Below are 26,546 nucleotides of genomic sequence, written 5' to 3'. Positions count from 1 at the left end.
CTAAGGCACAACGGCCCTGCCGATCACTCGGAGTCGTCACCCTCAGCGCCGGTCTCGGTCACTTCACCCTCAGCGGACTCTTCGCCCTCTGCAGCCTCAGCGTCCTCGTCCTCCAGCGGCTGCTCCTGCGGCTCGTAGATGGAGACCACAGGGGATTCCAGGTCGGTGAGCGCCAGTTCCGTGCCCGAGGGAAGCACCAGCGACTCCGGAAGCGCGTTCTCGTCGCGGTCGGTGATGTCGATGCTCACCGAGTCGGGCAGGTTCAGGGCGTCGGCTTCGACGGGAACCGTCGGCTGGTCGAGCATGAACTCGAAGCCGTCGGCAGGCTCACCGATGACGTCCACAGGCACATCGACCACAATCTTCTCGCCCTTGCGCACGGCCAGCAGGTCCATGTGCACGATGAAGGGCTTGATCGGGTCGCGCTGAATGTCTTTGGGAACCACCATCTGCTCGTCACCCTCGATGTCGAGCGTGATCAGCGCATTGGGGTTACGCACGGCCAATGCGGTCTGGTGGCCAGGTAGGACCACGTGGCGTGGATCGTCGCCGTGTCCGTAGATCACAGCGGGAATCTGGTCGGCGCGGCGTGCACGGCGGGCAGCGCCCTTGCCGAACTCGGTGCGCACTTCAGCAGAGATAAGAATCTTGTCAGCCATCGGGAATCCTTCAACAGTTGTGGTCGTTTCGCCAGGCTGATGAGAAGGAGAGAGATCGACGCCGCATCAAGCAGCCGCCAGAATGAACTCACCCCGTCGATCACGGGACTGGCATCATATTCGACGTCAGTCCCCTCGCCTGGGCACAGCTACATAGTGTACACCCCGCGGAGCCCTAGGCCTCGCCGTCGAACAGGGTGGTGACGGAGCCGTCGGTGAAGACCTCTTTGATGGCGCGGGCGAGGATCGGGGCGATCGACAGGACCGTCAGCTGCTCGAACCGCTTCTCCGCCGGAATGGGCAGCGTGTTGGTCACCACCACCTCACGAGCGCCGCAGTTGGACAGCTTCTCAGTGGCAGGAGCGGTGAGGATTGCGTGCGTCGCCGCGATGATCACGCTCTTTGCTCCGGCATCCTTGAGAATCGACACAGCCCCGGCAATGGTCCCCCCGGTGTCGATCATGTCGTCGATCAGCACACAGGTGCGGCCTTCGATCTCGCCAACAACCTGTTTGGACTCAGCCCTGTTCGGCTGCGTGAGATCACGTGTTTTGTGCACGAACGCGAGCGGAACCCCACCCAGTCGGTCCGCCCAGCGCTCCGCGACCCGCACACGGCCAGTGTCCGGGGACACCACCGTGACCTCCTCACCCGCGACCTGCTGACGGATGTGATCGGCGAGCAGTGGAATTCCGAACAGGTGGTCAACGGGCCCGTCGAAGAACCCCTGGATCTGATCGGTGTGCAGATCAACGCTCATGATGCGGTCGGCACCTGAGGCCTTGTAGAGGTCAGCGACCAGACGGGCGGATATGGGCTCGCGGCCGCGGCCCTTCTTGTCCTGACGCGAGTATGGGTAGAACGGAGAGACAACCGTGATTCGCTTGGCAGAGGCTCGCTTCATGGAATCGATCATCAGCAACTGCTCCATAAGCCATTTGTTCAGCGGCGCTGGGTGAGACTGCAGCAGAAAGACATCCTTGCCACGAACTGAATCGGAGGATCGCACGTAGATCTCTCCGTTAGCAAAGTCGTATGCGCTCATGGGAAGAAGTTGGGTGCCCAACTCTTCGACGATCTCCTGCGCCAGCTCCGGATGCGCCCTCCCCGAAGCGATGACCATCGTCTTCTCAGTGCTTTGCCTGATCTCGTCCATGCTCGGGTGTTCCTACTTTCAGTCCGTGGCGGTGGGGGCGTCGTCGTCATAGTTCTGTGCAGCCTCGGCCGCACGCGCTGCTGCGGAGCCAGGCCGTTTGCCCTGAACCCACCCCTCGGCGTTGCGCTGTGGGGCGACGGAGAGTGCGAGCGCTCCGGGAGGTACGTTCTTGCGCACCACGGCACCGGCTCCTGTATAGGCGCCGTCGCCAATCTCAACGGGAGCCACGAACACCGTATTGGAACTGGTGCGCACATGCGATCCAATCACTGTGCGGTGCTTGTTTTCCCCATCGTAGTTGGCTGTGATGTTGCCGCAGCCAATATTGGTGTACTCACCGATTGTGGTGTCACCTGCATAGCCCAGGTGGGACAGTTTGGAACCGCGCCCGACGGTGACATTTTTTGTTTCGTAGAACGCGCCGATTTTTCCGTCCTCGCCAAGCACTGTGCCCGGGCGCAGGTAGCTGAAGGGTCCGACGGCGCCGCCTGCTCCGATCGATGCGCCCGTGGCGTGTGTTCGAATGACCTGGGCGCCCTCTCCGACCGTGACATCGCGCAGCGAGGTGTCCGGCCCGATGACGGCATCACGTGAGATATGAGTGGCACCGTGCAGTTGGGTGCCGGGCAGTAGGGTGGTGTCCTCTTCTAGCGTGACAGTGGTGTCGATCCACGTGGTGGCTGGGTCGATGACAGTGGTACCTGCACGCATCGCAGCGAAGATTGTCCGCCGGTTGAGTTCGGCGCCGAGTGCTTGGAGCTGAACTCGATCATTGGCACCTTCGACCTGCCATCGATCTTCAGTGACTAGGGCCGATACCCGACGTCCTGATGACCTTGCAATGGAGAGCACATCAGTGAGGTACTTCTCGCCCTGAGCATTCTCTGTGGAGACCTGCGCGAGCGCCTCAGTGAGGGCGGCAGCGTCGAATGCGTAGATCCCCGAGTTGATCTCTTTGACCTGGCGCTGAGCCTCATCGGCGTCCTTCTGCTCGACAATTCCCGTCACCTCATCACCGGAGCGCAGCACTCGTCCGTATCCAGTGGGGTCCTCCAGTCTGGTTGTCAGGACGGTGGCAGCGCTGCCGGTCGTATGATGCTCCGCAACGAGATCGCGCAGCAGTTCAGGAGTCAGCAGGGGGACATCTCCATAGGTCACCACTATTGTTCCGGTGTTGGTGGAGACACCGCGCGCAGCGAGCGCCTCCAGCCCACATTCGACAGCACGCCCGGTGCCGGAAACATCATCCTGATCCGCGAGAAGGACTGCAGGGTCATGACTGGTGATGTGTGCGGCGACCGTTTCCCGCTGGTGGCGCACAACTGCCACTAATTGCTGTGGATTCAGGGCTCGCGCGGCCGAGAGCGAATGGCCGATCATCGAGAGCCCACCGAGCGTATGGAGAATCTTGGGAGTACGTGACTTCATTCTTGTCCCGGCCCCGGCTGCAAGCACAATGACTGCTGTGGGGCGGACTTCAGTGTCTGACACGTAGGCGCTCCTGCTCTCAGTTGTCATCAAGCTCCGCCACTAGGACTCGAACCTAGACTACCGGTACCAAAAACCGATGTGCTGCCTTTACACCATGGCGGACTGTGCGCTCCCAGCGCGCAATACATGGTACCGGTCCCGGAGCAGATCTCAGAACAGATCTTTGTGTTCAACGAAGTGATCGACTGCCGGATGGGCCGGCCCGGTGCCGTAAATCCGCAGAACTTCAGCCAATTTAGGGTGGGAAGTTTCCAGCAGGTCGGCTGATTCACGAATCTCAGCGCCGGAGGCGACAGCGCGCAGAAGACTACGGATACCGGCCACAACTGCCGCGTCGGAGGCTTGATCCGCCATGAGCTGAGTGGTCCGCCCCATGGTGCCCTTGGAGTTTTTGATGTGCTCCAGCTGTGCAGGTATCTCCTCAGTGTGAGCTTGTCCGGAGTTCAGCTGGTCGACCAACTCATTGAGTTGATGGACACGAGAAAGCACCGCTGGGTTTCCAATCTTTACGCGTTGCGCGCTGTTGAGCTGCGAGAGCATCGGGGCTGACAGGCCCAGGATGCTCGCCAGACTTGCCTGGTTGAGCCCGAAAGCCTGTCGGATTCGATCGAATGTCTCATTCAGCGGCTCGCCGTAGGCAGCCCGTTGAGCTTGCCGATTAGTGTGGGTCGTATCACTCATCACTCACACACACTCCTTTGCAGTCTGTTTGCTACCGTAAACTCTACGGCATGGATGCAGGCGGCGGAGACTTCCGAAGTGGGCCGACAGGCCCCTGCAACCCGAGGGAGACAGGCGCACACCAAGCTATTGACTTTGCTATAGCAACCTTATATGTTTGCTCTAGCAAATGTAGTTCAGATGTCTGAGAGCGGGGCGTCGTGACACCGAAGGAATCACCAGAATGACACCACACCCTTCAACCTACCCCGAGTCGAAGCGCACACCATTTTCCACGGCCACCCCGCTTCGAACCCTGACCGGCCTGACCCTCACAGCAATTCTGGTGGGGGCTTTCATGCCAAGTGCCTACGGAACACCACTGACCACCGGGCCAGAGGATTCAGACGATACTGCGCAGGATCCCAGGCACCAGATGGAACACTCTGAAATGATTCTCGTCATGGACGCCTCCGGCTCCATGAATGCAGATGATGCAGGTGACCAGACACGAATCGCTGCGGCCAAAGACTCTCTCAACAGCGTGGTGGACTCCCTCGAAGACCACCAACACGTGGGGCTGCGAGTGTTCGCAGGAGAAGTCACGGACAGTGAAGCACCTGAAGCCTGCGAGGACTCACGCCTGGTGGTGGACATCGACACTGACAACAGGGATGAACTCCGCTCCGCCATCGACGACTATGACGCCGTGGGTGCTCGCACCCCGCTGGCCCACGCCTTGGAAGAAGCAGCCGATGACCTTGGCGATGAAGGTAACCGCACTATCGTCCTAGTCTCCGATGGTGAGGAGAACTGCGTCGAGGATCCATGCGAAGCCGCTCAAGCGATCGCCGACCAAGGCATTGACGTCGCCATCCATACCGTCGGATTCCAGATCGAGGATGAGGAGTCCGAGGCCGCCCGTGAGCAGCTGCAGTGCATTGCTGAAGCAGGCGGCGGCGACTACTTCGACGCAACCGACGCCGAAACGCTCACCCACACGCTGGAGCGGATCACCTACCGGGCCCAGATGCCTTTCAGCCTCTTCGGCGAAGAGGTGGAGCCGGGATCGAATCAGGACAACGCGCCCGTATTGGAGCCCGGGGCTCAATACATCGGCAGCTTCGAGTACGAAACAATGTACTACCGGGTCCCCCGCAACATGCAGGATTCCACACTCCACGTAGGCATCGCGACCTACAACGACAGTGCGGACAACTGGGAAAACGCAGAAATCGAACTGACGACGATGGGCGATAACCGAACCTGCGGGAGAGACCGGGTCAACCGGTGGGGCACCACCGGCGCGAACCTGTTCCGCACAGCTCAAATCTCCGCCGCGCCAGAATACGACGGGGAGAGCCGTGATGCCGGCTGCTGGGAAAACGACGAACTTCTTCTGGCCATTCACTCCGGTGGACGCTTCGGCGAGGGTGACGAAATCCTGGGTCAACCATTCGAGCTCATTATTGAAGAAGAGCCCGACCCCACTAACGGCGAGGCCTACTACCTCGACTACCAAGATCAAGGCCTGCCGTGGGAAGCAGACGACCTCCAATGGCAAGACATGCCACGGGACCGGGATAACGATGAGGAGATCATCGCAGGTAACTCGCTGAACAACGCGGCTGAACTGGAACCAGGAGAGACCTATGACACCGACATCCTTCCCGGTGAGGTCCAAGTGTACCGAGTCGCCGCCGACTGGCATCAGCAAATCCAGGCCGAAGCGTTCTTCCCCGAGCCTGACAGCGCACCTTCAGAGAACATCCAATCCAACTCCACCCAGATCCACCTCGACATTCTCAGCCCCTACCGCGGCTCCGCCACGCCCTCCCGCAACAGCAGCGGCTCGGATATCGCCGATGCTCGCTCCAGGCTTGACCGGACCGACGCCACGACACTGCACCGCTTCACTCATCCAGTGTGGTGGCCCAACCGCTACAGCACCTCGGGAGGCAACAGTGAACACCCGGCTACCGTGGCAGGAGACTACTACGTAGTTGTCAGCGCGGAACCCATTGATGACAACGTCAGCTATTCCATGCCATACCGGCTCACAGCGGACACGTTCGACTTCATTGATGCGGAGGTCCCCGACTATTCGGCCGAGGCATCCAGCACAGGAGAGGCGGACTCAACAGAAGCGGCACCTGAGCCCGAACCGGCTGAAACCGATGAAGAGGCAGTTCCCCAAGACACTGAGTCTGCTTCGGAACCGCCAGCAGAACCTACAGACAGTGAACCCGAGGATGCCAGCAGCGACGAGAATGAGGAAGCATTGGCAACGGAGCAAACGGGCTTCCTGTCTGGAGCGACAGGATTACTGCTCGGCCTCAGCGCCTTGGCCGTTCTCCTATTAGCGGTCGGCGGGTTCATCCTGGCGCGAGTCCTCTCATCGTCCAACTCTGAAGACACAACGCGTCAGTGAACAGGAGCCCGACTATGGTCCAGACACCTAAGCGTGCCGCCGGTTTCGGCGGTACCTTAGCGGCGGTGCTGGCACTGGCACTGGCACCGCCGGCTGTGGCTGCCACTGCAGACGAAAATACCTCATGGCGTGGGGACCGGGTCGAGGCGGGTTCCAACCAGGACAATGCCCCGGTCCTGGAGCCCGGTCAGCTCTACATCGACACCTTCCACGCCGAGACCATGTTCTACCGTGTGGGCCGGACCATGGAAGACTCCACCCTCCATGTGGGCCTGACCACTCACGGCACTGACGGCGAGACGACCGACGATGTCGATGTTGAACTCAGCACTTTAGAGGGAGACAGCTGCGACTCAGACCGACTTGGCTGGGAAGCCTCCAGTGCGGGTAATCTGCTCCGCGGCACTCAGGTTCGAGCCACGGCACCGCTCGACCCTGAGAGCGGTCAGGCCGTTCCCGGTTGCGGCTCCGACAGCGAGCTCCTCCTAGCAGTCAACACACTCGGTGAGGATCTTCGCGAACAGGACTTCGAAATTCTGGTGGCGGAAGAGCCCGAACCGGTCGGCGCAGAGGAACTCCGAGACGCGTTTGAGGATGATTCAGATCTCTGGGGAGAAGACGGCGTCCCCTGGTATGAACTCCAGCGCGACAGAGAGGCCGATAACCCCATCGAGCCGGGAACGACGTGGCACGACGCCCCACAAGTCGAACCGGGTCTGACCTACGACGCGCAGCTGGCACCCGGAGAAGTGCACATTTTCCGTGTCGACGCCGACTGGGATCAGCAGATTCAGGCAGAGGTGTTCTTCCCAGAACCCACCAGTGAACTCTCCGAGAGTCTCAGCGGATGGACTGACGCGCAGATCTCAATCGTCAGCCCATACCGCGGAGCGGTCACACCAGGGGGGCAGCGAGAAGCAGCCGAGCAGAACCTATCGAGTCGGGTGGACCACGCGAATGCCACAACCCTGCGTGCCCAGTCCTACCCCATCACCTGGGCCGGACGTTACGCCCAGAGCGCGGGAGACAATGCTCGCCACGCGATAGTCCCGGGCGGCTACTACCTCGCCGTCGCCATGGAACCGAGCGAGGAAGAAGCTGATTTTCAGGTTCCGTATCGGCTCACCACCGCGGTCTACGACGCTTCCGATGACCCACCTCCTGAATACGATGCCTCCCCCATCTCGCCCGCGGACACAGACGGTTCGGGCACAGGCCTCAGCACCGGCCAGGCCACGGCGATTGGGATAGGGGTGCTTGGTCTGTTGCTCCTCATAGGAGGCGGAATTTTCCTTGCGAAGGTCTTGCAGAAACGGCCGGCGGATGAGTGAGGTCAGCTGAACCCCAGAAACAGCGCTGCAGCCAACACAAGGAGCCCGAGGCCGAAAAGGATGAAGGCGATTGCGAGACCCTGGGCCCGCTTTCTCCGAGTCTCGTTCAGTGCGGGCGCACGCGGTGCAGGGCTCTGTTGCGGCGCAACAGTATTCCGGGCGCCATTGAGATCCCGCGACTGAGGCTCATAGGAGACATATCCCTGGTCAGTCGTCCGGTCGCGGACAGCCAGCTGCGGGACAGAAAGTGGCCGTTGCGGCGACGGGGCCGGCAAATCGCGCGTCGTGGATACGGCCCGCGGCCGCGTTGGATTCTCTGAGGCAGGCCCGTTTTCGTCCCAGCCTTCGGGCAGGTCGGGAATATGGTCGAAGATTTCAATGTCCTGGAGGATTTCTTCGGCGGCCTGGGACCTCAAGAGACCCGTTGCAGCCAGGGCCGCGCGAGCGTCTGAAGCAGATTGATAGCGCTCGGTAATGACGGCCTGCCCGAGCCGGGCCACCACGCGCGTCAGCTCCAGTGGGATAGGCTCCTCACGCTCCGCCATGGAGAATGCCTGGAGGACATGGGTCTCAGCCTCGGGCGCCGTGCCAGTGAGCATTTCCACGGCACACATGCCAGTTGCGTAGAGATCAGCTGGGGCGTGAGGCTGCCACCCCTGGTGGAGGCACTCAGGTGCGACATACCCCGGCGTACCCATAGCGAACGGCCCCTGGGTCAGGCGCGGCGCGTTGTCCCCTGCGGCAATTCCGAAGTCACCCAGCCAGAGTCGTGGCATGCCGCGTCCGGTGGCGTCCAACATGAGGTTCGCCGGTTTAACGTCCCTGTGAACGATGCCTTCGGCGTGGATCTCCTCCAGCGCAGCCAGTAGTTGGTCCAGCAGCACTGCCGTCAGCGCCGAGGGCAGTGGGCCGAAATCGTTGACCAGGGTGGAGACCGACCCACCACGAATGATCGGCATCGTGAAGAGCACTTTGTCGTCCTCCCCAGCCCACCCTGTGGGAGCGAGTACATGGGGGTGTTCGAGGCGCATGGACTGTTCACGCATGAACCGCAGCAATGATGCGGCATCTACCTGACGCAGCACTTTAGCGGCCACATAGCGCGATGTCTTGCGATCCCAGGCGCGCCAGACCACGCCAGCACCACCCTCACCGAGGGGGTCAACCAGCTCGTAGCGCCCTGCGAATATGTCACCCACTGGTGGCAACCCTATATGAGGCTTGAGAAGGCTCCGGCTCCGATGCTGAGGATCAGTAGGGCCACCAGAAGCAGAGCCACGAATCGCGTGGCAGGTGTGACCTTCATCGACTTCTTCTCCTCCTGCGTTGAGTGTTCTCCAGCGTGCACGATATCAGTCGGTCAGTTCGGAGAGTTCCAACCAGCGTTCCTCGAGCTCGTCAACTTCAGCCGCAACCTGCTGCCGCTCGGCTGTGATTTTGCCAAGGGCCTCGAAGTCGCTCTGGTCATGAGCCGCCATGTGCGCATCCAAGGCGTGGACCTTCTCCTGGAGTTTCTGCAGCTTTCGCTCAATGGAGGAGGCTTCCTTCTGCGCAGCACGGCGCTCGGGGCCGGAGAGGCTGGACCCGGCATCCTGCTGTTGCGCACCTGAGCCCGTGGGGTTCGGCTGCTTGGGGTTGGAACTTGTGGTGTCCTGCTGCTCCCGGAGCTCCAAATATTCATCGACACCCCCAGGGACGTGGCGAAACACGCCGTTGAGGATGGCGTACTGCTGGTCGGTGACGCGCTCCAACAGGTAGCGGTCATGAGAGACCACCAGAAGTGTGGCTGGCCAAGAGTCAAGCAGGTCCTCAATGGCAGCAAGCATATCGAGGTCGACGTCGTTCGACGGCTCGTCGAGAATCATCACGTTCGGTTCACTGAGCAGCACCAGCAACAGCTGGAGACGACGCCGTTGGCCGCCAGAGAGGTCCCCCACCCGCGAGGACAGGTGAGCACGGGAGAAGCCCAAGCGTTCCAGGAGCTGGGAGGGGGTGAGCTCCTTGCCCTCCACCATCACTTCCGTTTTCTCCCTCGCGAGCACTTCACGGACCCTGTCTCCTTCGATCTCTGACAGCTGCGAAAACTGCTGGTCCAAGATCCCGATCTCAACGGTCTTGCCACGCTTGACGCGCCCCGAGCTAGGCTCCACAGTGCCTGCCACTAGTCCCAGCAGCGTGGATTTTCCTGCGCCGTTGGGTCCCAGGATGCCTGTGCGCTCACCTGGCGCGATACGCCAGGTGACTTCCTTCAGGACAGTTTTGTCCCCGTAGCTGACTGAAACGTCAAGCAGGTCAACAACGTCCTTGCCCAGCCGGGCAGTCACCGTTTTCTTCAGCTCAATGCTGTCCCGCGGCGGGGGAACATCGCTGATGAGCTGATTGGCGGCGTCGATCCTAAACTTTGGTTTCGATGTGCGCGCGGGGGCGCCGCGACGTAACCAGGCGAGTTCCTTGCGCATGAGGTTTTGTCTCTTGGCCTCTACTGCGGCCTCCTGGCGGTCCCGTTCGACGCGCTGAAGCACATAGGCGGCATAGCCTCCGTCGAAGGGTTCCACAGTTCCGTCGTGGACTTCCCAGGTGGTGGTGCACACTTCATCGAGGAACCACCGGTCGTGGGTGATGATCAGCAATCCACCAGAGTTCTTTGCCCAACGGCGTTTGAGATGACGTGCCAACCAGGCGATGCCTTCGAGGTCCAAGTGGTTGGTGGGCTCGTCGAGGGCGATCAGGTCCCACTCCCCCACGAGCAGTTTCGCCAGAGCGACCCGCCTTCGCTGGCCACCACTGAGAGAGTCGATGGTGGCGTTCCATGGCAGGTCGGAAACCAGTCCGGAGATGACCTCTCGTATCTTGGCATCGGAGGCCCATTCGTGGTCAGCCTGATCCCCGACGATCGAAAAGCCCACTGTGTCGGTGAGCTGCAGATCATCAGATTGGTCCAGCACCCCGAACCGCACCCCATTGCGGCGAGTGACCCGGCCGGAGTCTGGTTCCACGCTTCCGGAGAGCATTCCGAGCAACGTCGATTTGCCACCCCCGTTATGGCCGACTATGCCAATCCGGTCACCTTCGTTGACGCCCAGAGTGATGGATTCGAAGACAGTATGCGTCGGATACTCGATATGCAGAGCCTCAGCGCCAAGTAGATGTGCCACCTGTCTAGGGTAGTGACACTCCAGTCCTGGACAAATCGAAGGCCCTAAGCGCCGATAGTTTCGCGAATCCCGGTGATCAGTGACAGAAGCGCCCCCACAAAGGCCAGGAAGATCACCAGCCTGCGCACGGCAGCATCACGAACCCATCCGCGGATCAAGGTGCCGATGCCCAACCCGGCCACGATAACTGCCAGGCTTCCGGCCCAGAACCACCAGGGGAAGACGGGTATCTCGTCACCGCTGAACGTCACTTTGGTCAAAAATCCGGCAACTGAGAGCAGAATCCAGAAGGGCTGCAGTGTCGCGGCGAACGCCCTGACGTTCCAGCGTGACACCACCGCATAGATAGTCATGGCGGGTCCTCCCACCCCGGCCAAGACCACGCCGCCACCCGCCCCGATCCCAGTGAGCACGCGAGTCACCGGACCGTCCGCACGGGCATGGATACGACCGACAATCAGCGACAGGGAGAGCCCGATCAGCACCAAAGACGCCACCACGATGTAGAGCGGTCCTGGCGCAGACACAGCGGCGACCCAGCCGAACAACGGCATGACCAGGAGCGCCACCGGAGCGATCAACAGCAGCCGACGCCACTCAATGTCACGCCACACCAAGGCCAGCATGAGCAGCGGGGCGACGAAAGCCAGCATATTGGTCAGCATCACTCCGGTATGGGGACCCAGAATGACCACAAGAAAAGGGGCAAGCATCATCGCGAAGCCCAGCCCGGTGATCCGCTGCAGCACGGCTGCCACCAAAATCAGGCCAAAAACGACAGCGAGGAGTACGCCTTCTTCGCCCATGGTCTACAGCAGCCGTGCCCCGGGTGCTGGACCCGAGACCGGAATAGCCCACACATCAAGCCGCTCTTGCAAGCCAGTGGCCAGCTGGCTGGCCGCTGAGGCGTCCCGAGCTAAGAACATCACCGTGGGCCCAGAACCGGAGACCATACCCTGCATCGCACCTTCTGCCATCCCTGCGTCCATCATGTCGTCGAGAGCGGGGAGCATCGCCACTGCCGGAGCTTGCAGGTCATTGGCCATCAGAGTGGTGATCATTTCCGCATCCGCAGCACACGCGGCACGCACAAGATCATCGTCCAACTCGGGGTCATCGGCTGTCAGCTCAACAGCATCACGCATGGCGTCCAGTTTCCTATACACCTCAGGTGTCGAAAGGCCAGTGCTGGCAGGCACAATGACCAGGTGGAGCTCACCCCGGGTGAGCAGCGGAGACAGGTTATCCCCCACGCCCTGACCCACGGCTGCTCCGCCGAAGATGGCGAAAGGCACATCTGCACCTAGGCGCGCGCCAAGCTCCGCCAGCTGCTCTTTGGTCAGACCGGCCTCCCACAGTGCCGAACAGGCAACAAGGGTGGCTGCAGCGTCGGCCGATCCTCCACCCATCCCGCCTGCAATGGGAACATTCTTAGTGATGGTGAGATCCACGCCGTAACTGGGCCGCTCTGTGCCGGGAAAACTCAAGGTGGCGGCGTCGCGCTCCTGGAGCGCCTTACGCAGCAGGTCCGCTGCCTGATAGGCGAGGTTGTTCTCATCCAGAGGAATCTGTACAGGAACCGTCCCGCCTGTGGCGTGATCTTGGTGTTCCACACCAGTGAAAGCTGAGCGTTCTGAAAGGGAGACGGTGATCGCGCCGTCCTGCCGAGGACTGGCGAGGACCTCCTCATAGAGGGAGACCGCGTAGTACAACGTGGCCACCTCGTGGTAACCGTCGGCGCGCAGCGGCCCGACTCGCAGGCTCAGGTTCACTTTGCCCGGGGCCAGGGCTGTGACATGGCCAAAGAACTCGCTGTCTCTCATCCCCTCAACCTTAGCCCTGACCACCCACTTTCCCGTCCTCCGTCGTCTCCGCAGCAGAAGAGGATCGCTCAGCCGCAGCCCCGGCTGTGGATACACTGGGGTGCTGTGAGTGAGGTAATTGCAATTTCGGGTCAGACGCCTTCGGCCTACCGGCCGGAGACCAGCACAGCTGTGGGCGAGGCTGATGGGCCGGTGCGCAGCCAGAATGACGAGAAGTCGAAGAAGAAACGTCGGCTCGAATATCCCCCCGCGCCAGAACCCCTTCCCGTACCGGTCATTGACAATCACGCGCATCTGGACTTCCGGGACGGCCTCGTGAAGGTCAGCGTCAGCCAGCATCTTGATGCTGCCCAGAGCGTGGGCGTCGCCGGCGCCGTCTTGGTCGGCTACGACTGCGCGAGCAGCGAATTTGCGGTTCGCTCCGCTCAGCGTGATCACCGGGCCAAGGCCGCCGTAGCCTTGCACCCCAATGATGCTCCACACCTTGCAGAAAAAGGCGAGTACGACGACGCCTTCGCCCGCATCACCCAGCTCGCCAGCGAGCCCGAGGTCGTCGCTGTAGGAGAAACTGGGCTGGACTATTTCAGAACCGGTGAGTGGGGGCGTGAAGCTCAGCGCAGGAGCTTCTTTGATCACATCGCGCTCACGTCTGAGCGGGGACTTGCCATGCAAATCCACGACCGCGATGCGCACAGCGACGTGGTGGCCGTCCTTCACGATGCCCCCAGCCTCCCCGATGCAGTGGTCTTCCACTGCTTCTCCGGGGATGCTGAGCTGGCACGGATATGCAACCGCAACGGGTGGTACATGAGCTTTTCCGGGAGCGTGACCTTCAAGAACTCTCATGATCTGCGAGAGGCCCTGGTACTGGCTGATCCGCACCTGATTCTGGTGGAGACGGATTCACCTTTCCTGACGCCACACCCTCACCGGGGTCAGCCTAACGCCCCCTATATGGTGCCGCAGACGATGCGACTGATGGCCGAGGTCCGCGGTTCCGACCTCAGCCAGTTGTGTCAGCAGGTCATGTTTAACACGCACCAGGCCTACGGGCAGTGGACCGCGGCTCAATGACTCACCCCACACCCGATGGCGCTGACGGTGCATTGCCGGGTCTGCTCTCTGCCGCCGACGTCCGCCGTCTGGCTCAGGAATTCGATATGTGGCCCACTAAGCGCTGGGGGCAGAACTTCGTCATCGATCCCAACACGATCCGGAGGATCGTGGATTTGGCCGACTTGGCCGGTGACGAGCATGTGTTGGAAGTAGGTCCCGGTCTCGGGTCACTGACTCTGGGCCTCCTGGACAAAGCGGAGCATGTCACGGCCGTGGAGATTGACCCGAAACTGGCGGCACAGCTGCCGGAGACTGTGGGTCGTATGCGCCCAGAAAAGGCCTCAAGCCTCACCGTGGTCCGCGATGATGCCCTGCGGCTCAAGCCCGGGGCGTTGGGCGGTCCGAGTGTGCTGGTGGCCAATCTGCCCTACAACGTGGCGGTGCCGGTGGTCCTTCACCTGCTGGAGGTCCTTCCGAGCCTGACCAAGGGCCTGGTCATGGTCCAGGACGAGGTGGCTGACAGGCTTGCGGCGGCGCCTGGATCCAAGATCTATGGTGTCCCCAGTGCCAAGATCGCCTGGGACACCGAGACGCGTAAAGTCGGCGTCGTGGGGAAGAAAGTCTTCTGGCCCGAACCTCGGATATCTTCCGGACTGGTCCGATTCGACCGAGGAAAACCAGCCTCCCAGGAGCTGACTCGTCAGGAAGTCTTCGCGGTGGTCGACGCCGCGTTCGCCCAACGTCGCAAAACCCTGCGTGCGGCGCTGAGCGGGTTCATCGGCTCCGGAACGTTGGCTGAACAGGTTCTGCGTTCGGCAGATGTAGACCCGCAGGCCCGCGGCGAGACATTGAACATCCATGACTTCACCCGGATCGCCGCTGCACTGCGCTCAGCCTCCGAACAGGTCTGACTCGGCGTGCACTAGGCGGTGTACAAGTCCTCAACCGCATCGGAGAAATCATCCATCACCTTGGCGCGGATCAGTTTCATCGACGGCGTCAGATGCCCGGATTCTATGCTGAGCTCAGCGTCCACTAGCGCAAACGACCGGATCGATTCAGCCCGAGAGACTTCAGTGTTGGCCCGATCCACGGCCTGCTGGACCTGCGCGTGAAGCGCGTGTGAGGCCGCCTCATCGGCGAGCGCGTCCCGAATGCTGAGATGACCGAAACCATTGTGCTCCGCCCATGAGCTCACGGCCTCAGGGTCGGGAAAGACCAAAGCTGCAGCAAAGGGCCGCCCTTCACCGACGACGACTGTCTGGGCTACCAACGGGTCGCTTCGCACTGACTCTTCCAACGGCGTCGGGAAGATGTTTTTGCCTCCGGCGGTGACGATCAGCTCTTTCTTCCGGCCAGTGACGGACAAGAACCCGTCGGCGTCTAAGGAGCCGAGGTCCCCGGTGCAGAAGAATCCGTTGTCATCGAAGGCTTCCTTCGTCTCATCCGGCCTGTTGTAATACCCGTGGAAAATCACTGGCCCCTTGAGGAGAATCTCTCCATCCTCAGCGATCTTGACCGTATTTCCAGGAACAGGGAGACCCACCGTGCCAATCCGGGTCGCACCTGGGATGTTGAGCGTGATGGGTGCTGTGGACTCGGTGAGCCCGTAGCCTTCCTGAACCGGCAAGCCGATGCCAGCGAAGAAGTGTGCGATCTCAGGGTTCAACGGGGACGCACCCGACACAATGTGGGTGACCTCTCCACCGAGTTTCGCGCGAAGTTTGGAGTAGACGAGCGGAGAAAACAGGGCATGTTTGGCCCGCAGAGCCAGGGACGGTCCCGAACCGTTGCCGTCAGCTGCGGCCTGCAGCGCCTGGGAGTAAGCAACTGCGGTTTTGCGGGCCTCCTCGAAGATGGCGCCTTTGCCATCGTCGCTGGCCTTGGCTGCCGCCGAATGATAGACCTTCTCCAGGACCCGTGGCACGACCAGAAGCCAGGTGGGCCTGAAGGTGCCCAGGTCATCCAGCAGCGTGGAGGTATCCGCAGTGTGTGCGACCTGGATGCCACGGTGCAGACAGATCAGCTGGACCGCCCGGGCCAACACATGAGCCAAGGGTAGGAAAAGCAGCGTGCGAGATTCACCCTCCCCTAAAATATCGGCGGCGAACGGCACAATATTTGCCGCTCCCTCGACAAGGTTGCGGTGCGTGATTTCTACACCCTTGGGTTTGCCGGTAGTCCCTGAGGTGTAGACCAGCGTGGCAACGTCATCCGCCCGGGCTCTCGTCCTGGCCGTCTCCAGCTGACTATTGGTCACGTTGGTCGAATTCGCGGCAATTTCATCCAGGTCAGCGGTCGACTCGATGGAGTAGATCTCCAACCCGGATTTCTTGCCACCGACCATATTGGCACCGGCCTGAACTGCGCTGCGCAGGTGATCACTTCCAATGAGGACCAACTGGGCCTCAGAACTAGCCAGCAGATGAGCGATTTGGTGGGCTGAACTGGTTTCGTAGATCGGTACAGATATACCGCCTGCGAACCAAATAGCCTGATCGACCACAGCCCAGGAGTAGCTGGTCGCCGACATCACGGCGACCTTGTCTCCGGGTTCAACTCCGAGACCAATGAGGCCCTTGGCGACCTTTTTAACCTGGGAGAGGAAGCTGCTGATGGTGATGTCGAGCCATCCACCAGCCCCGTTGCTGATGGCGTAGACGGGGTGCCCTGGCTGCGCCTCACAAAGTGCCACTACACCGTGTGTGACATTGATGTGGTCCCCAATCCGGGTGATCGGTTCTGTGGTGGTCTCGCGAATAGGCTGGGCGGTAGTCACCGCGCCAGTCTAACCACCAGTCCCTGGGCAAACCCGGTGATGAACCACCCCTCAGCTGAACGGGGAAGGGCTGTGTCAGCTCCCGGGGCCTCTGAGTCGGTTCGCCGCGTCGTACAACTCGCTTGCGTTCATCCCGTGCTCGCCGGCAACCCGTTTCGCTGCAGCCTTGAGCCGCTCCCCCGCCGCGGCACTCTGGAGGACGACGCTGGCAGCTTCCTGGACAGACAACGGGTCCACTTCACCGCCGTCTCCTGGGGCCGCTTTGTCCACGACCAGAACGATCTCACCTTTGATTCCTGTGCCTCGCTGGCGCACTGCGAGAACCTCGGCAAGCTCACCGAGCTCTCCGCGCAGAATCTCCTCATATTTCTTGGTGAGTTCTCGCGCTATGGCCACTCGGCGGTGGTTGCCTAGCGCCGCAGCGAACTCAGCCACGGTCGCAGCGATCCGGTGAGGGGATTCGAAAAGGACGGTCGTCCACTGCTCATGCTGCAGTCTTTCGAGCAGTGCGCGGCGGTCTGACTGTTTGCGGGGCACGAATCCACCGAAGGTAAAGCGATCTGTGGCGAGTCCGGACAGCGCGAGCGCTGTCGGTACGGCGGAGGCTCCGGGGGCTGCCGTGACAGTGACGTCAGCTTCGATGGCAGCTGCCACCAGGCGGCGCCCGGGATCCGACACAGCGGGCATGCCAGCATCGGAGACGACCAGTATTCTGGATCCTGACCGGGCCTGCTCAATAAGCTCGGCCGAGCGGCTGGCCTCATTGTGCTCATGCAGGCTCACCAATCGGGCATCTGTGTGCTCCCCCAGAGCTTGGATGAGGTGGCGTGTGCTTCGGGTGTCCTCGCAGGCGATCACCTCTGCGCTGCGAATCAACATCCGAAGCCGCTGTGTGGTGTCGGCCAAATTCCCGATGGGAGTGGCGGCCAGGACGATGGGGGCATCCCACAGCCAATCCTCAGACGGGTCTAGCACCTGCATCTTCTCCTTCGTTCCACCGAAACATGTCTCCTGGCAAGTAGCATATCCAGGGTGAACCGCGCCGACTCCACCACTGAGCGCCGGTCCCCCACCGGATCACGCGGGACTCGGCTGTTCTTCGAGACCAAGCTCGGTGCTGAACGGTTTGCACCTGGGGTCTGGGGATGGGTCATACCGCTTGCGGTCTTCGTCTGCGCCCTGGGCCTTCGGCTCTATGGGCTCAACAACCCTCATGCGCTGATCTTCGACGAAACCTACTACGCGAAGGATGCTTACGCGCTGCTTCAAGCTGGTTATGAGCTGAACTGGCCAGATTCGGCCGACGATGACTGGCTGGCCGGCGCACCACAGCCTACCAATGAGGGTTCTTATGTGGTTCATCCACCGCTGGGAAAGTGGCTGATTGCCTTGGGCATCCTGCCGTTCGGTATAGAGGATCCGTTCGGCTGGCGATTCTCCGCAGCGGTGGCGGGCGCCTTGGGCGCACTGCTGATCTCTTTCATCGCGCAGCGGATGTTCCGGTCGGTGTTTCTCGGCGGTATTGCTGGGGTCCTCACTGCTGTAGAAGGCCACCACCTGGTGATGTCACGTGTTGCCCTGCTGGATATCTTCCTCATGCTGTTCGTCCTCGCAGCATTCGGTGCTCTTCTGGTTGATAGGTACAGCGGACGACGACGCCTGGCCGGCTGGGCGGCTGAGACTTCTGGGGACTCTGCCCAATGGACAACAGGCCCGGTGCTGCTGTGGCGGCCGTGGCGACTGGCTGCTGGGGTGCTGCTCGGCTGCGCCGTGGCGGTGAAGCTCTCAGCCCTGTCGTTCGTGCTGGTCTTCGGAATTATGGTCGTCCTTTGGGACCTGCAGGCTCGCCGCATCATCGGAGTGCGGAAGTGGGTTCGGTCCGGACTCCTTTTCGACGCTCTTCCAGCAACACTGACGGTTCTGCCCCTTGCCGCTGCCACCTATCTGGTCTCCTGGACAGGGTGGCTGGTCAGTGAAGCCGGGTGGGGACGGCACGCCTACGACCCAGACCCCAGTGGCCTGGCAGCACTGGTACCGAGCGCCATTCGCGCGCTGTGGAACTATCACGGCTCTGCCGCGGATTTCCACACTGGTTTGGACTCAGAGCATGAATACGCCTCACATCCGTTGACCTGGCCATTCATGGGCCGTCCAGTCTCGATGCACTATCAGGGCCGCAGTCAGGGAGAAGAGTACGAACACACAGGGGAGATATGCCAGGCGGAGTCCTGCTCCTCAGCGGTGGTGGACTTAGCGAACCCGCTCATATGGTGGGCCGGCGGAGTCGGCCTGCTGGTCGTGCTGGCTTTGTGGCTGGGGCGCCGGGACTGGCGATACGGAGCGATACTTTCCGGATTCATCGCTGGAGGCGCCGTCTGGTTGCTGTTCCCTGACCGAACCATGTTTTTCTTCTACACCATCAGCTACCACCCCTTCGTCATCCTCACGGTGGTGGTGTTGGCCTCCTTGCTGCTGCGAGCAGGCACCGGCACATCAGACCGAGCTGGCAGAGTGCGATCGGCTGCCGAGATCGTGTCCGCACAGCAGCGCAATACGGTCATGGTGCTCTGCTTTGTTCTGCTCTCAGTGGCCGTATCGGTGTTCTTCTGGCCAGTGTGGACCGCAGAGTTCATACCTTATGATCAGTGGCGGTTGCGCATGTGGGTGCAATCGTGGATTTGATAGGACTCACGTGACGAAAGCGGAGACTCGCCGGAAGGTGAGAGCTGGCAGGGCTAAGCTCACCAGGGCAGAGGTGGCACGTCGGGGCGAGACGATCGCTGACTGCTTGGAACGCCATATCCACCCCAGGGCCGTGGTGGCAGGTTATGTACCGCTTCCCGGCGAGCCGGATGTGCTGCCGTTCCTGAAGCGGCACGCAGCCAGGACCGGACGTGTCTACGTCCCGGTAGTGCCCCCTTCAGGCCGTGTTCTCAGGTGGAAGCGGTGGACTCCGCACACCCCGATGCGCCAACACAAGAAGCTTCCGATCAGCGAACCTTCGGAGGGCACGCCGGAGGACATTGCCATGCTGGTGGAGCATGCCTCCGCGGTCCGTGAACTGGGCTCTGCCCAGCTGGTCTTGCTCATCCCCACCTTGGCATTGGACTCCACCGGTGCTCGCTTAGGCCAAGGCGGTGGGTACTACGACACCACGGCCGAAGTATTGGCATCCGTTCTCCAAGATGACGCAGATCTGCGCTGTGAGTTGATCGCTGTGGTTCACTCCGAGGAGATAGTAGAGTCCGGAGCATTTCCTGTGGAGGGTCACGACCTGCGGGTTGCTCGGGCAGTGACGGAATGCCGCGTATTTGACATTTAGACCCTATAATTGGCACTCGAAGTTCTAGAGTGCCAATCGTGAAGGACCGCTGTCATGCCTACCTATGCCTATGCTTGCAAGGATTGCGATCACGCGTTTGACGTGGTGCAGTCCTTCTCCGATAATTCGCTGACGGAATGCCCTCAGTGCAACGGTCGGCTGCGCAAGAAGTTCGGGAACATTGGTGTGACGTTCAAGGGATCGGGCTTCTACCGGACCGATTCTCGCGGGGCCTCTTCCAGCAGCGACTCCTCGGGCGAGAGCACATCCACGGCGACCAGTAGTGAAGGATCCACCAAGGAGAAGTCAGCGTCCACCAGTAGCGCCTCCACGGACTCAGGGAGCTCCGCAGCGAAGACCCCGGCGACTTCCTCCCGCTAAGAGTCGGGGACCGATATCCTCGTTTCTCAGCCTGCTGGACTGACCACAGTCAGGTGAAGCCTGCCTGAACTGGTGGACTCAGCGATCTCCGCGGCTGTGACGGAATCGACGGCCAGGATGACCACATTCTTGGAATCACTCGTGGCACCCAGCCAGTTCTCTGACTCATCCTGCGGTATCCAGAGCACCGGAGCTGCCTCCGCAATCCTGCGAGAACCTCCCTCCGATTCCGGGCCATCAGCTGATACCGTGACATCGACCCGCTGCCCCGGAGAGAGCAGACCGATGATCGCTGTGTCTGCGGGACGCACCGGCACCGCCACGGTGCCCGGTTCATGTCCTGTGAGCAGGCCTGGACCTACCAAATGTGTGGGATGAACCACCGCCCCGGCCGGCAACGCCACGGCCGCAGTCTGCCCGAGCATGTCGTGAATATCCGCACTGTAGTGGTCAGGGACAGCCTCCGCATCAATCTCTGCCTGCTCCAGCACCGAGGCATTGAGAATGTCGCCGGAGACCACATCACTGGTCACTCTCACCACTGTTGCCATCTCCATCTCTGAACGCTCGCCGGCTAGGAGCGCGGCTGCAGCTGCGGAGAGCGCAAGCACTACGGCAACCGCAATCCGGAACCGACGAATCAAGCGGAAGAGTCCACCCGGTTTGAGCCGCCGACGGACGCGGGGAGGTTTTCGTAGGGCACCGCTGCGCGACGGCTTATTCGCTCTGCGACTCCGACCTGCTCTGATCTGCTGTCGAGCCGCAGTCTGCGCAGAGTCACCAACAGTCTTCTTGGCTTGTTCAGGTGCCCTGTCGTCTTTCGGATGATGTGGAATGAAGGGGACTGACTTCTTCGCACGTCTGGTGACGCTGACCGCGACCACAGGGGCCGAGGGTGAGGCTTTGCGGACTCGCCGGGGCACCGGGCGGAGGATGTTCTCACTGCTCATAACGCCCAGCGTGCGAAACTCAGTGTCACTAAGCCGTCCTCTCCCGGGCTGCTGTGGAGTTTGCAGAGTGTCGGGCGGCCTCGGACTCAGAGTGGGGAAAACGTCAAGTCCTGAGGAATCAGGAACGCCTCTGCAACGAAGGGACTTATGATGAGTGCTGCACTGAGAACCGGCGACCCCCGAGGAATGGAGTCTGGACATGTGGCAGAACATCAGGTCCGTGGCAAGAATCGGCCCACAAGCCGATGAGCGCGGCGGGTACTCCCCCTCACGTCTGGCGTTGAAGCTGGCCACAAGCTCCACGACCGACTATGACAACACGGTCTATGAGCATGCACCCCAGGGACCTAAGAGGAAGATCCTGATGGTGTGCACAGAAGAGCGCGAAATGACGATGCGCAATGGCAAGAAATTCTCCACCGGAAATCACCCGGTGGAGATGCTGGTACCTATGCTGCATTTGGAGAAGGCCGGTTTCCATATCGGCATCGTCACTCCCACCGGGCGTCCGGTCGCGATCGAGATGTGGGCCATGCCGGATCAGGACCCTGCCGTGCAGGACATCTATGACCGTTACCGTGATGCTTTCGCCAACCCAGATTCCCTCAGCGACTTCGCCTCGACACTGCAGGCTCATCAGGACATCGCCGCCGTATTCATTCCTGGTGGCCATGGCGCCATGCTCGGCCTACCCGAGAACGAGGATCTGCAGCGAGTCATCCGTTGGACACTGGAGGAAGACCTCTTCATGCTGAGCATCTGTCACGGTCCGGCGGCACTGCTGGCTGAAAATCTTGGCGAGTCTCAGACGTCTTTTGCCTACCGGGGCTACTCGATGGCGGTCTTCCCTGACCGCACCGACAAGATCACACCCCTGGTCGGTTACATGCCTGGCCATATGCCGTGGTTCTTCGGTGAGCGCCTGACTGAGCTTGGCGTCAACATCGTGAACTCACAAGCCAATGGAACGTGCCATCGTGATCGCCGGCTCATCACTGGCGATAGCCCCAATGCTGCGAACGAATTCGGAAAGATGGCGGCACAGGCGCTGCTGTCCGAGTCAGGAGCCTGAGGCTTACCTAGCGAGGACTGGGACGGGAGGCTGATCAGTCTTCCCAGTGTGGTGGCCTCTGGGACTTCAGCCATTCTGCCCGCTGCTGACCCTCGTGCTCGGCTCCGGCGCGCTGGCCGCTCAGCGGATCGTGGACCTGCGATTCCAGAGCTTCGGGCTGGCCAGAGGTCGCCGGAGCAGTGACACGGCGGTTGCCCCGGCGCTGGTTTTGCCTCTTGGGTGCCTCACCATCTGCTGCAGCCATGTCAGGGGCGCTCATGGTTGTCGTCTTCGCTCTTGAGGGGATGGCCACAGTTTGTTGCGGCGGTGAGAATCTTCATCCTGGGCATCGGCGGCCCCACCGAAGTGCACGGGGCCCGTGGTGTGAGAAAGCACCCCACGGCCGTGTTGGGCGAATTCCGGTCCGGACCCGAGGCCGACCTTTTGGGCCACCATCTCAGTTGTGGCACCTGGGTCGGTGAAAACTTCAATGGTCCAGAGCACCATGTAGTGCCATCCGAGAGTGTCGAAACGTTCGGGCCGCAGACGTGAGCGCTCACGCACTGAGAGCTCCGCGTAGTGCTGCGTACCGTCGGAGACCATGGCAACCGGCGTCACAGGACTTTCGGCGGCAATTCGCCGCGGGCACGCAGCAAGGTCCAATGTGCCCCGGAAGCCGTCCTCGACCCGGCCGCCGCGAGCCCTGATGCGGTCCACCAGGTCAAGGACAAGGGGATCATCGAGTTCTGCCGAGCCCGACGGGTTGGAAGGGTCTCCCGTTCCGAGCTTCAGCAGGTCGTAGACCAGCGCTGCGCCCTGCTGAAGCGCTCCCCGGTGGAGATCTTCAGAGGCTATTGAGCTGACGACGGTCAACCGTCCCCGGGCACGCGTCACGGCCTGCGCGAAGTACTCTTTCCCGCGTGGTCCTGAGAGTTCGCCGAACTCGTGTGCAGGCTCTCCCTTGACACTCCGGCCGTACCCGATGGAGAAGATGACATCGTCTCGGACGATTCCATGAGATCGCTCCACGGGGGCGACCACAAATTTCTCACCCGTTCCAGCACCTGCTGCTCCGGCACCGGAACCACCTGGGACTCCGGCCGCCCCATGTTCGAAGAACGGAGACGCCCACGGATGGTTGGCGAGGTGCAGCCGAATAGCGTCCGCCACCCGCTTGGCGTGCCATTCGGAGCCTGTGACGACAGCCAACGACCGGTTCCGGTGAGCACGGACATGTTCGAAGACGAGATCTACCACGCGGTTGACCTCAGCGGTGGGCGACTCAACCGGTTCGCGGCCGCCGCTCCCCCTGACGTACTCCACGCCGAAGCGTCTACCCTGCCCAGTGAGCTGGGAGGCGTCGGGCAGCCGTGCCAGTCGGCCCCCGTACAGCTCCTCTGAGAGCAGCTGGGTGAGTTCCTGGTCGACACCCCGATGAACGTGGCGCAGGGGATGCTCAGGAAGAATGCGCGCCAATTCTGCGTAGCTGGATTCAGGTACCTGCGCCTCAGCTTCGCGGGCGATCGGATCGGCGGAGACGATCATCGGTTTGGGTGCACCGCTTGCGGGGTCCCCGAATGCCACCACCTGGTGAGCCCGGGAGATGGCGCCGAGCGCAGCCGGTACGGACAGTGTTTCGGCGTCGAGAAGAACGACGACGTCGAAACTCGGCTCTCTGCCGGCGGCAGGGAAATGTGCCGCGAGGCCCAGTGGTGACGTAGCCCAGATGGGCACCAGCGGCTGGGTCAGTTCAGATGCCACTGACTCCAGATCGGCCACAGTGGGTTGGGCTTCACGCAGCAAGCTTCGCAGGTGTGCGGCTGCCTCTGGGTGGGACTCAACTGCGGATTTCCAGCGCACAGCCAGGGTATGGTTCAGACGCTGCGCGCCGGTGGCGATGTGGGCTGCATCAGCTGCTCGGAACTCAGCTTCGATAGTGCGGAGGTTCTCCCCTGAGGTCATGGCGAGGTACTCGTCCCCGGAGATCATCGCCTCCAGGACAGACTGCCACCATGCGAGTTCAAGTTCGTCTGCCACGTGGTTGGCAGGGACTTCGCGTTCGGCCAGATCGTTGAGCAGTTCGTCGAATCCCTGTTCCCGCAGCTGTTCAGCCAACAGGGTCCGTTCGGGCAGAGTCTGCAGCGAGTGCTCGTCCTGCGCGAGGGCTTCTGCAGTGGAAAAGAGCGTCTCCGCGGGGACGTCGAACAGAGTCGCGCCCGCATCGTCCATGGGCACCAGCACGGAAGTCAGTTTCTCTAACCTGGTCTGGACCTGACCGACTCGATCCACGAGCGAATCCAGATTCTTGGGAACCTTGGGCAGGGAGGTGTCTCCGCGGTCGTTGGCCTTCGCCCACTTTGCCCAGTCTTCTCGTTCAGACTGGACGTCGACCAGGGATCCGTGGAGATCGTTGATGGAGACGCCGGAGCGGATGTACTCCTTAGCCACACGGCGCAGTCGGGAACGGGCCATTGAGCTCATCTCAACATTGTTCTGGCGGCGCCACCACCCCGGTGCAGTGGCCGCGATGAGGTCACCAACATCACGGGCGTAGATGTCGCTGCTGAAGCGTCCCAGCGACTCTTGCACCCGCTGGAAGAGCAGCACCTGGGAGTGCCACTCTGCGAAGCTCTGACCGGGCGTGACGTTGGCTGACCGACAAGCTGATTCGATTTTTTCCCACAGGTCAGGCAGCTCGGCATGCAACTGGTTGACCAGTACCTGGGCGTCTCTGGTCTCCTGCCGGTTGGACAGTTTTGCACCGAACCATGGACTGGTGCGCATCTCGGAGGAGAATTCCCCCAACTCGGCGATCCGCTTGAGTTTGACCGCGATGCCGGACCTGTCCACAGTGTTGTCCAAAACGGAACGCTTCAGCCGCACCGCAGTGCTCGGCGCAGGGTTGAGACTGATCAGGGCGGCAAGAGCCTGCATGGCCTGGTACGGCGAGCAGCTCCACCGCTCACGTACCTTGTGCAAGCTGGCTACATGGTCGCGCAGCTCATGCCGGCGCTGGGAGAGTTTGCGGTGGAGCTCTCCCAGTCGGGGAGGTTCAGCCCGCTCGGCTCTTTTGATGGCTCGAACGATTTGAGCTTTGAGCTCCTCCGGCGACGACGATGCGGTGACGTTGACAGCTAGAGTTCCCGCCTTGGCGGCGGAGAGCCGTTCAGAAAACTCGGCGAGCGTATCGGAACGCTCAGCAACGACCAGCACGCGCTTACCCGACCACGCGAGGCCGGCCACAGCATTGACAGCCGTCTGAGTCTGTCCGGTCCCAGGGGGTGTCGAGACCACTGTCGAGACCCCGGAGAGCACGGCGTCGAGCGCCCTCTGCTGATCCTGGTCCGCATCACAGATCAGCCGCTCAGACGCAGGGGAACGTTCATCCAGGGGGTCCAGTCCTGCAGCGAGAGCAATCGGCTCATCCTGGTTCAGGCTTGTGCCCTCCGCCAGCTGCTGCAGTAGCGGATGATCCAGGTTGAGCGCCGAAGGATTGCCAAGATCGGCGAGATCCGCGAACGTCGAGACGTAGAGCTGCTTCCACACCTGGAGACTCTTCAAAGGAGTCTCAGGGGCGGTTTCGGCGGCGGTGGCAGCAATCTTCGTCAGCAGGTCGGCAGTCCGTGCGGGGTCAAATCGCGCGGTGACGTAGCCGGCTTGGTGAAAGTCCTGAGGGTCCAGGGTGACATCGTGAACCTGCCCAAGATGACGCCGGAGCGCCGGGTTGAGCTTTGCCGATGCTGTGAACTGCAGTTCGTAGTCGTTCGATCCCGTGTGTCCTTCAGCGCGGCTTCGCAGAGTGATCGGGACCAGCATCACCGGCGCGGTGAAAGACTCGGTCCCTGCAGAGGTCGTCTCTGTCCAGGAGGCGATGCCTGCAGCCAGGTATCCGACTTCGATGCCGCGTTCCTCAGACAGCTCCCGGATCTTGCTGCGGATATTGGAGGCCGCTTTAAGCCCTGGTTCCAGCACACTGGCGTCATTGAGCAGAGTAGACAGACGAGTGCGCCTGCCCCCGAACAGTTGCATCAGCCCAGAAGCGTTTGCCTCTGTGAGATCAATGGCGTTGTGCTGGCTGGGAGTGAACCGCAGCATCGTGTCGTTCTCGGTGCCAGTGCCCTGGGATTCGATCCAGGAGAGGATCGGAGCGGTCTGGTGAGTAGCGGGTTCTGCGGCAGCCTCAGGGGAGGCCACAGCAGGAGGCAATACCACTTCGTCGTCGTACTCAAAATCCTCATGGACAGGAGACTCCGCAGAAGAGGCTGACGTTTTCTCTGGCACCGGTTCCCTCCGCAACACTT

At 61.5% G+C, this 26,546-nt stretch carries 20 protein-coding genes, 1 tRNA gene and 1 pseudogene; 8 read left to right on the top strand and 14 right to left on the bottom strand.

Annotation, left to right across the window (positions count from 1 at the left end; genetic code table 11):
- Positions 1 to 23: 23 nt before the first annotated feature.
- The 5 genes from FEF26_RS06290 to FEF26_RS06270 all read right to left on the bottom strand — a co-directional run bounded on the left by FEF26_RS06290 (position 24) and on the right by FEF26_RS06270 (position 3,987).
- Entirely contained in the window at positions 24 to 659 is a 636-nt protein-coding gene (locus tag FEF26_RS06290; protein ID WP_138252688.1) for a 50S ribosomal protein L25/general stress protein Ctc, read from the bottom strand.
- A 175-nt stretch (positions 660 to 834) separates the two neighbouring features.
- On the bottom strand, positions 835 to 1,815 hold the full coding sequence (locus tag FEF26_RS06285) for a ribose-phosphate diphosphokinase (RefSeq protein WP_138252687.1): 981 nt from the start codon (positions 1,813 to 1,815) through the stop codon (positions 835 to 837).
- A gap of 18 nt (positions 1,816 to 1,833) precedes the next feature.
- Positions 1,834 to 3,333, bottom strand: coding sequence for a bifunctional UDP-N-acetylglucosamine diphosphorylase/glucosamine-1-phosphate N-acetyltransferase GlmU (glmU, locus tag FEF26_RS06280; protein WP_138252686.1), 1,500 nt, complete (start codon positions 3,331 to 3,333; stop codon positions 1,834 to 1,836).
- A gap of 4 nt (positions 3,334 to 3,337) precedes the next feature.
- Positions 3,338 to 3,408, bottom strand: a tRNA-Gln gene (locus FEF26_RS06275).
- Positions 3,409 to 3,456: 48 nt separating this feature from the next.
- Positions 3,457 to 3,987: a threonine/serine exporter family protein gene (locus FEF26_RS06270; protein ID WP_138252685.1), complete on the bottom strand. Its 531-nt coding sequence runs from the start codon at positions 3,985 to 3,987 to the stop codon at positions 3,457 to 3,459.
- Positions 3,988 to 4,210: 223 nt separating this feature from the next.
- Here FEF26_RS06270 and FEF26_RS06265 point away from each other — a divergent pair, with 223 nt between their 5' ends.
- Together FEF26_RS06265 and FEF26_RS06260 are read left to right on the top strand one after the other, a co-directional pair.
- Entirely contained in the window at positions 4,211 to 6,397 is a 2,187-nt protein-coding gene (locus FEF26_RS06265; protein WP_138252684.1) for a vWA domain-containing protein, read from the top strand.
- Positions 6,398 to 6,411: 14 nt separating this feature from the next.
- On the top strand, positions 6,412 to 7,728 hold the full coding sequence (locus tag FEF26_RS06260; RefSeq protein ID WP_138252683.1) for a hypothetical protein: 1,317 nt from the start codon (positions 6,412 to 6,414) through the stop codon (positions 7,726 to 7,728).
- Positions 7,729 to 7,730: 2 nt separating this feature from the next.
- Here the strand turns inward: FEF26_RS06260 and FEF26_RS06255 are convergent, their stop codons facing one another.
- The 4 genes from FEF26_RS06255 to FEF26_RS06240 form a co-directional block, all read right to left on the bottom strand.
- Entirely contained in the window at positions 7,731 to 8,927 is a 1,197-nt protein-coding gene (locus FEF26_RS06255) for a serine/threonine-protein kinase (protein ID WP_166432938.1), read from the bottom strand.
- A gap of 153 nt (positions 8,928 to 9,080) precedes the next feature.
- Positions 9,081 to 10,883 carry an ABC-F family ATP-binding cassette domain-containing protein gene (locus FEF26_RS06250; protein ID WP_138252681.1) on the bottom strand — a complete coding sequence of 601 codons (1,803 nt, stop codon included), beginning with the start codon at positions 10,881 to 10,883 and terminating at the stop codon, positions 9,081 to 9,083.
- A 44-nt stretch (positions 10,884 to 10,927) separates the two neighbouring features.
- On the bottom strand, positions 10,928 to 11,689 hold the full coding sequence (locus FEF26_RS06245) for a TSUP family transporter (RefSeq protein ID WP_138252680.1): 762 nt from the start codon (positions 11,687 to 11,689) through the stop codon (positions 10,928 to 10,930).
- 3 nt (positions 11,690 to 11,692) lie between these two features.
- Positions 11,693 to 12,706, bottom strand: a complete 1,014-nt coding sequence (locus FEF26_RS06240) for a 4-(cytidine 5'-diphospho)-2-C-methyl-D-erythritol kinase (protein WP_138252679.1) — start codon at positions 12,704 to 12,706, stop codon at positions 11,693 to 11,695.
- Between the two features lie 171 nt (positions 12,707 to 12,877).
- Here FEF26_RS06240 and FEF26_RS06235 point away from each other — a divergent pair, with 171 nt between their 5' ends.
- Together FEF26_RS06235 and rsmA are read left to right on the top strand one after the other, a co-directional pair.
- A complete protein-coding gene (locus FEF26_RS06235) occupies positions 12,878 to 13,780 on the top strand; it encodes a TatD family hydrolase (RefSeq protein ID WP_243730452.1) in 903 nt (300 codons plus the stop codon).
- A complete protein-coding gene (gene rsmA, locus FEF26_RS06230) occupies positions 13,777 to 14,673 on the top strand; it encodes a 16S rRNA (adenine(1518)-N(6)/adenine(1519)-N(6))-dimethyltransferase RsmA (protein WP_138252677.1) in 897 nt (298 codons plus the stop codon). The genes FEF26_RS06235 and rsmA overlap by 4 nt, the downstream gene beginning before the upstream one ends.
- A gap of 11 nt (positions 14,674 to 14,684) precedes the next feature.
- Here the strand turns inward: rsmA and FEF26_RS06225 are convergent, their stop codons facing one another.
- Together FEF26_RS06225 and rsmI are read right to left on the bottom strand one after the other, a co-directional pair.
- Positions 14,685 to 16,541: an AMP-dependent synthetase/ligase gene (locus FEF26_RS06225; protein WP_243730447.1), complete on the bottom strand. Its 1,857-nt coding sequence runs from the start codon at positions 16,539 to 16,541 to the stop codon at positions 14,685 to 14,687.
- Between the two features lie 75 nt (positions 16,542 to 16,616).
- Positions 16,617 to 17,522 carry a 16S rRNA (cytidine(1402)-2'-O)-methyltransferase gene (gene rsmI / locus FEF26_RS06220; RefSeq protein WP_208012852.1) on the bottom strand — a complete coding sequence of 302 codons (906 nt, stop codon included), beginning with the start codon at positions 17,520 to 17,522 and terminating at the stop codon, positions 16,617 to 16,619.
- Positions 17,523 to 17,573: 51 nt separating this feature from the next.
- On the opposite strand from rsmI, the gene FEF26_RS06215 reads away from it, so the two are divergent.
- From FEF26_RS06215 to FEF26_RS16315, 3 genes and pseudogenes are all read left to right on the top strand, one after another.
- Positions 17,574 to 19,223 (top strand): dolichyl-phosphate-mannose--protein mannosyltransferase, encoded by a 1,650-nt coding sequence (locus FEF26_RS06215; protein WP_243730446.1) that lies wholly within the window; start codon positions 17,574 to 17,576, stop codon positions 19,221 to 19,223.
- Positions 19,224 to 19,233: 10 nt separating this feature from the next.
- Positions 19,234 to 19,863 carry a 5-formyltetrahydrofolate cyclo-ligase gene (locus FEF26_RS06210; RefSeq protein WP_166432937.1) on the top strand — a complete coding sequence of 210 codons (630 nt, stop codon included), beginning with the start codon at positions 19,234 to 19,236 and terminating at the stop codon, positions 19,861 to 19,863.
- A 54-nt stretch (positions 19,864 to 19,917) separates the two neighbouring features.
- A pseudogene (locus tag FEF26_RS16315) lies at positions 19,918 to 20,010 on the top strand (FmdB family zinc ribbon protein); the annotation flags it as partial.
- Between the two features lie 260 nt (positions 20,011 to 20,270).
- On the opposite strand, the gene cpaB reads toward FEF26_RS16315, so the two are convergent.
- Complete coding sequence (cpaB, locus tag FEF26_RS06200) at positions 20,271 to 21,194, bottom strand: Flp pilus assembly protein CpaB (RefSeq protein ID WP_166432936.1); 924 nt, start codon at positions 21,192 to 21,194, stop codon at positions 20,271 to 20,273.
- A 199-nt stretch (positions 21,195 to 21,393) separates the two neighbouring features.
- Here cpaB and hchA point away from each other — a divergent pair, with 199 nt between their 5' ends.
- Positions 21,394 to 22,266, top strand: coding sequence for a glyoxalase III HchA (gene hchA / locus FEF26_RS06195; protein ID WP_138252672.1), 873 nt, complete (start codon positions 21,394 to 21,396; stop codon positions 22,264 to 22,266).
- A gap of 34 nt (positions 22,267 to 22,300) precedes the next feature.
- On the opposite strand, the gene FEF26_RS06190 is transcribed toward hchA, so the two are convergent.
- Both FEF26_RS06190 and FEF26_RS06185 read right to left on the bottom strand, forming a co-directional pair.
- Positions 22,301 to 22,525, bottom strand: a complete 225-nt coding sequence (locus FEF26_RS06190) for a hypothetical protein (protein ID WP_138252671.1) — start codon at positions 22,523 to 22,525, stop codon at positions 22,301 to 22,303.
- A complete protein-coding gene (locus tag FEF26_RS06185; RefSeq protein ID WP_138252670.1) occupies positions 22,522 to 26,526 on the bottom strand; it encodes a DUF4011 domain-containing protein in 4,005 nt (1,334 codons plus the stop codon). Before FEF26_RS06185 ends, FEF26_RS06190 begins: the two co-directional genes overlap by 4 nt.
- Between the last annotated feature and the right edge of the window lie 20 nt (positions 26,527 to 26,546).

It is taken from the genome of Nesterenkonia salmonea, assembly GCF_005771525.1.
GTDB classification, from domain to species: domain Bacteria; phylum Actinomycetota; class Actinomycetes; order Actinomycetales; family Micrococcaceae; genus Nesterenkonia; species Nesterenkonia salmonea.
The sequence above is the reverse complement of the archived record's forward strand: the minus strand, read 5'-3'. Positions and strand labels throughout refer to the sequence as shown.

Bases quoted from the DNA above. Each gene is read 5' to 3' on its own strand.
- FEF26_RS06290 (WP_138252688.1), bottom strand. From the start codon at position 659: ATGGCTGACAAGATTCTTATCTCTGCTGAAGTGCGCACCGAGTTCGGC.
- FEF26_RS06285 (WP_138252687.1), bottom strand. From the start codon at position 1,815: ATGGACGAGATCAGGCAAAGCACTGAGAAGACGATGGTCATCGCTTCG.
- glmU (WP_138252686.1), bottom strand. From the start codon at position 3,333: ATGACAACTGAGAGCAGGAGCGCCTACGTGTCAGACACTGAAGTCCGC.
- FEF26_RS06270 (WP_138252685.1), bottom strand. From the start codon at position 3,987: ATGAGTGATACGACCCACACTAATCGGCAAGCTCAACGGGCTGCCTAC.
- FEF26_RS06265 (WP_138252684.1), top strand. From the start codon at position 4,211: ATGACACCACACCCTTCAACCTACCCCGAGTCGAAGCGCACACCATTT.
- FEF26_RS06260 (WP_138252683.1), top strand. From the start codon at position 6,412: ATGGTCCAGACACCTAAGCGTGCCGCCGGTTTCGGCGGTACCTTAGCG.
- FEF26_RS06245 (WP_138252680.1), bottom strand. From the start codon at position 11,689: ATGGGCGAAGAAGGCGTACTCCTCGCTGTCGTTTTTGGCCTGATTTTG.
- FEF26_RS06240 (WP_138252679.1), bottom strand. From the start codon at position 12,706: ATGAGAGACAGCGAGTTCTTTGGCCATGTCACAGCCCTGGCCCCGGGC.
- rsmA (WP_138252677.1), top strand. From the start codon at position 13,777: ATGACTCACCCCACACCCGATGGCGCTGACGGTGCATTGCCGGGTCTG.
- rsmI (WP_208012852.1), bottom strand. From the start codon at position 17,522: ATGCAGGTGCTAGACCCGTCTGAGGATTGGCTGTGGGATGCCCCCATC.
- cpaB (WP_166432936.1), bottom strand. From the start codon at position 21,194: ATGAGCAGTGAGAACATCCTCCGCCCGGTGCCCCGGCGAGTCCGCAAA.
- hchA (WP_138252672.1), top strand. From the start codon at position 21,394: ATGTGGCAGAACATCAGGTCCGTGGCAAGAATCGGCCCACAAGCCGAT.
- FEF26_RS06190 (WP_138252671.1), bottom strand. From the start codon at position 22,525: ATGAGCGCCCCTGACATGGCTGCAGCAGATGGTGAGGCACCCAAGAGG.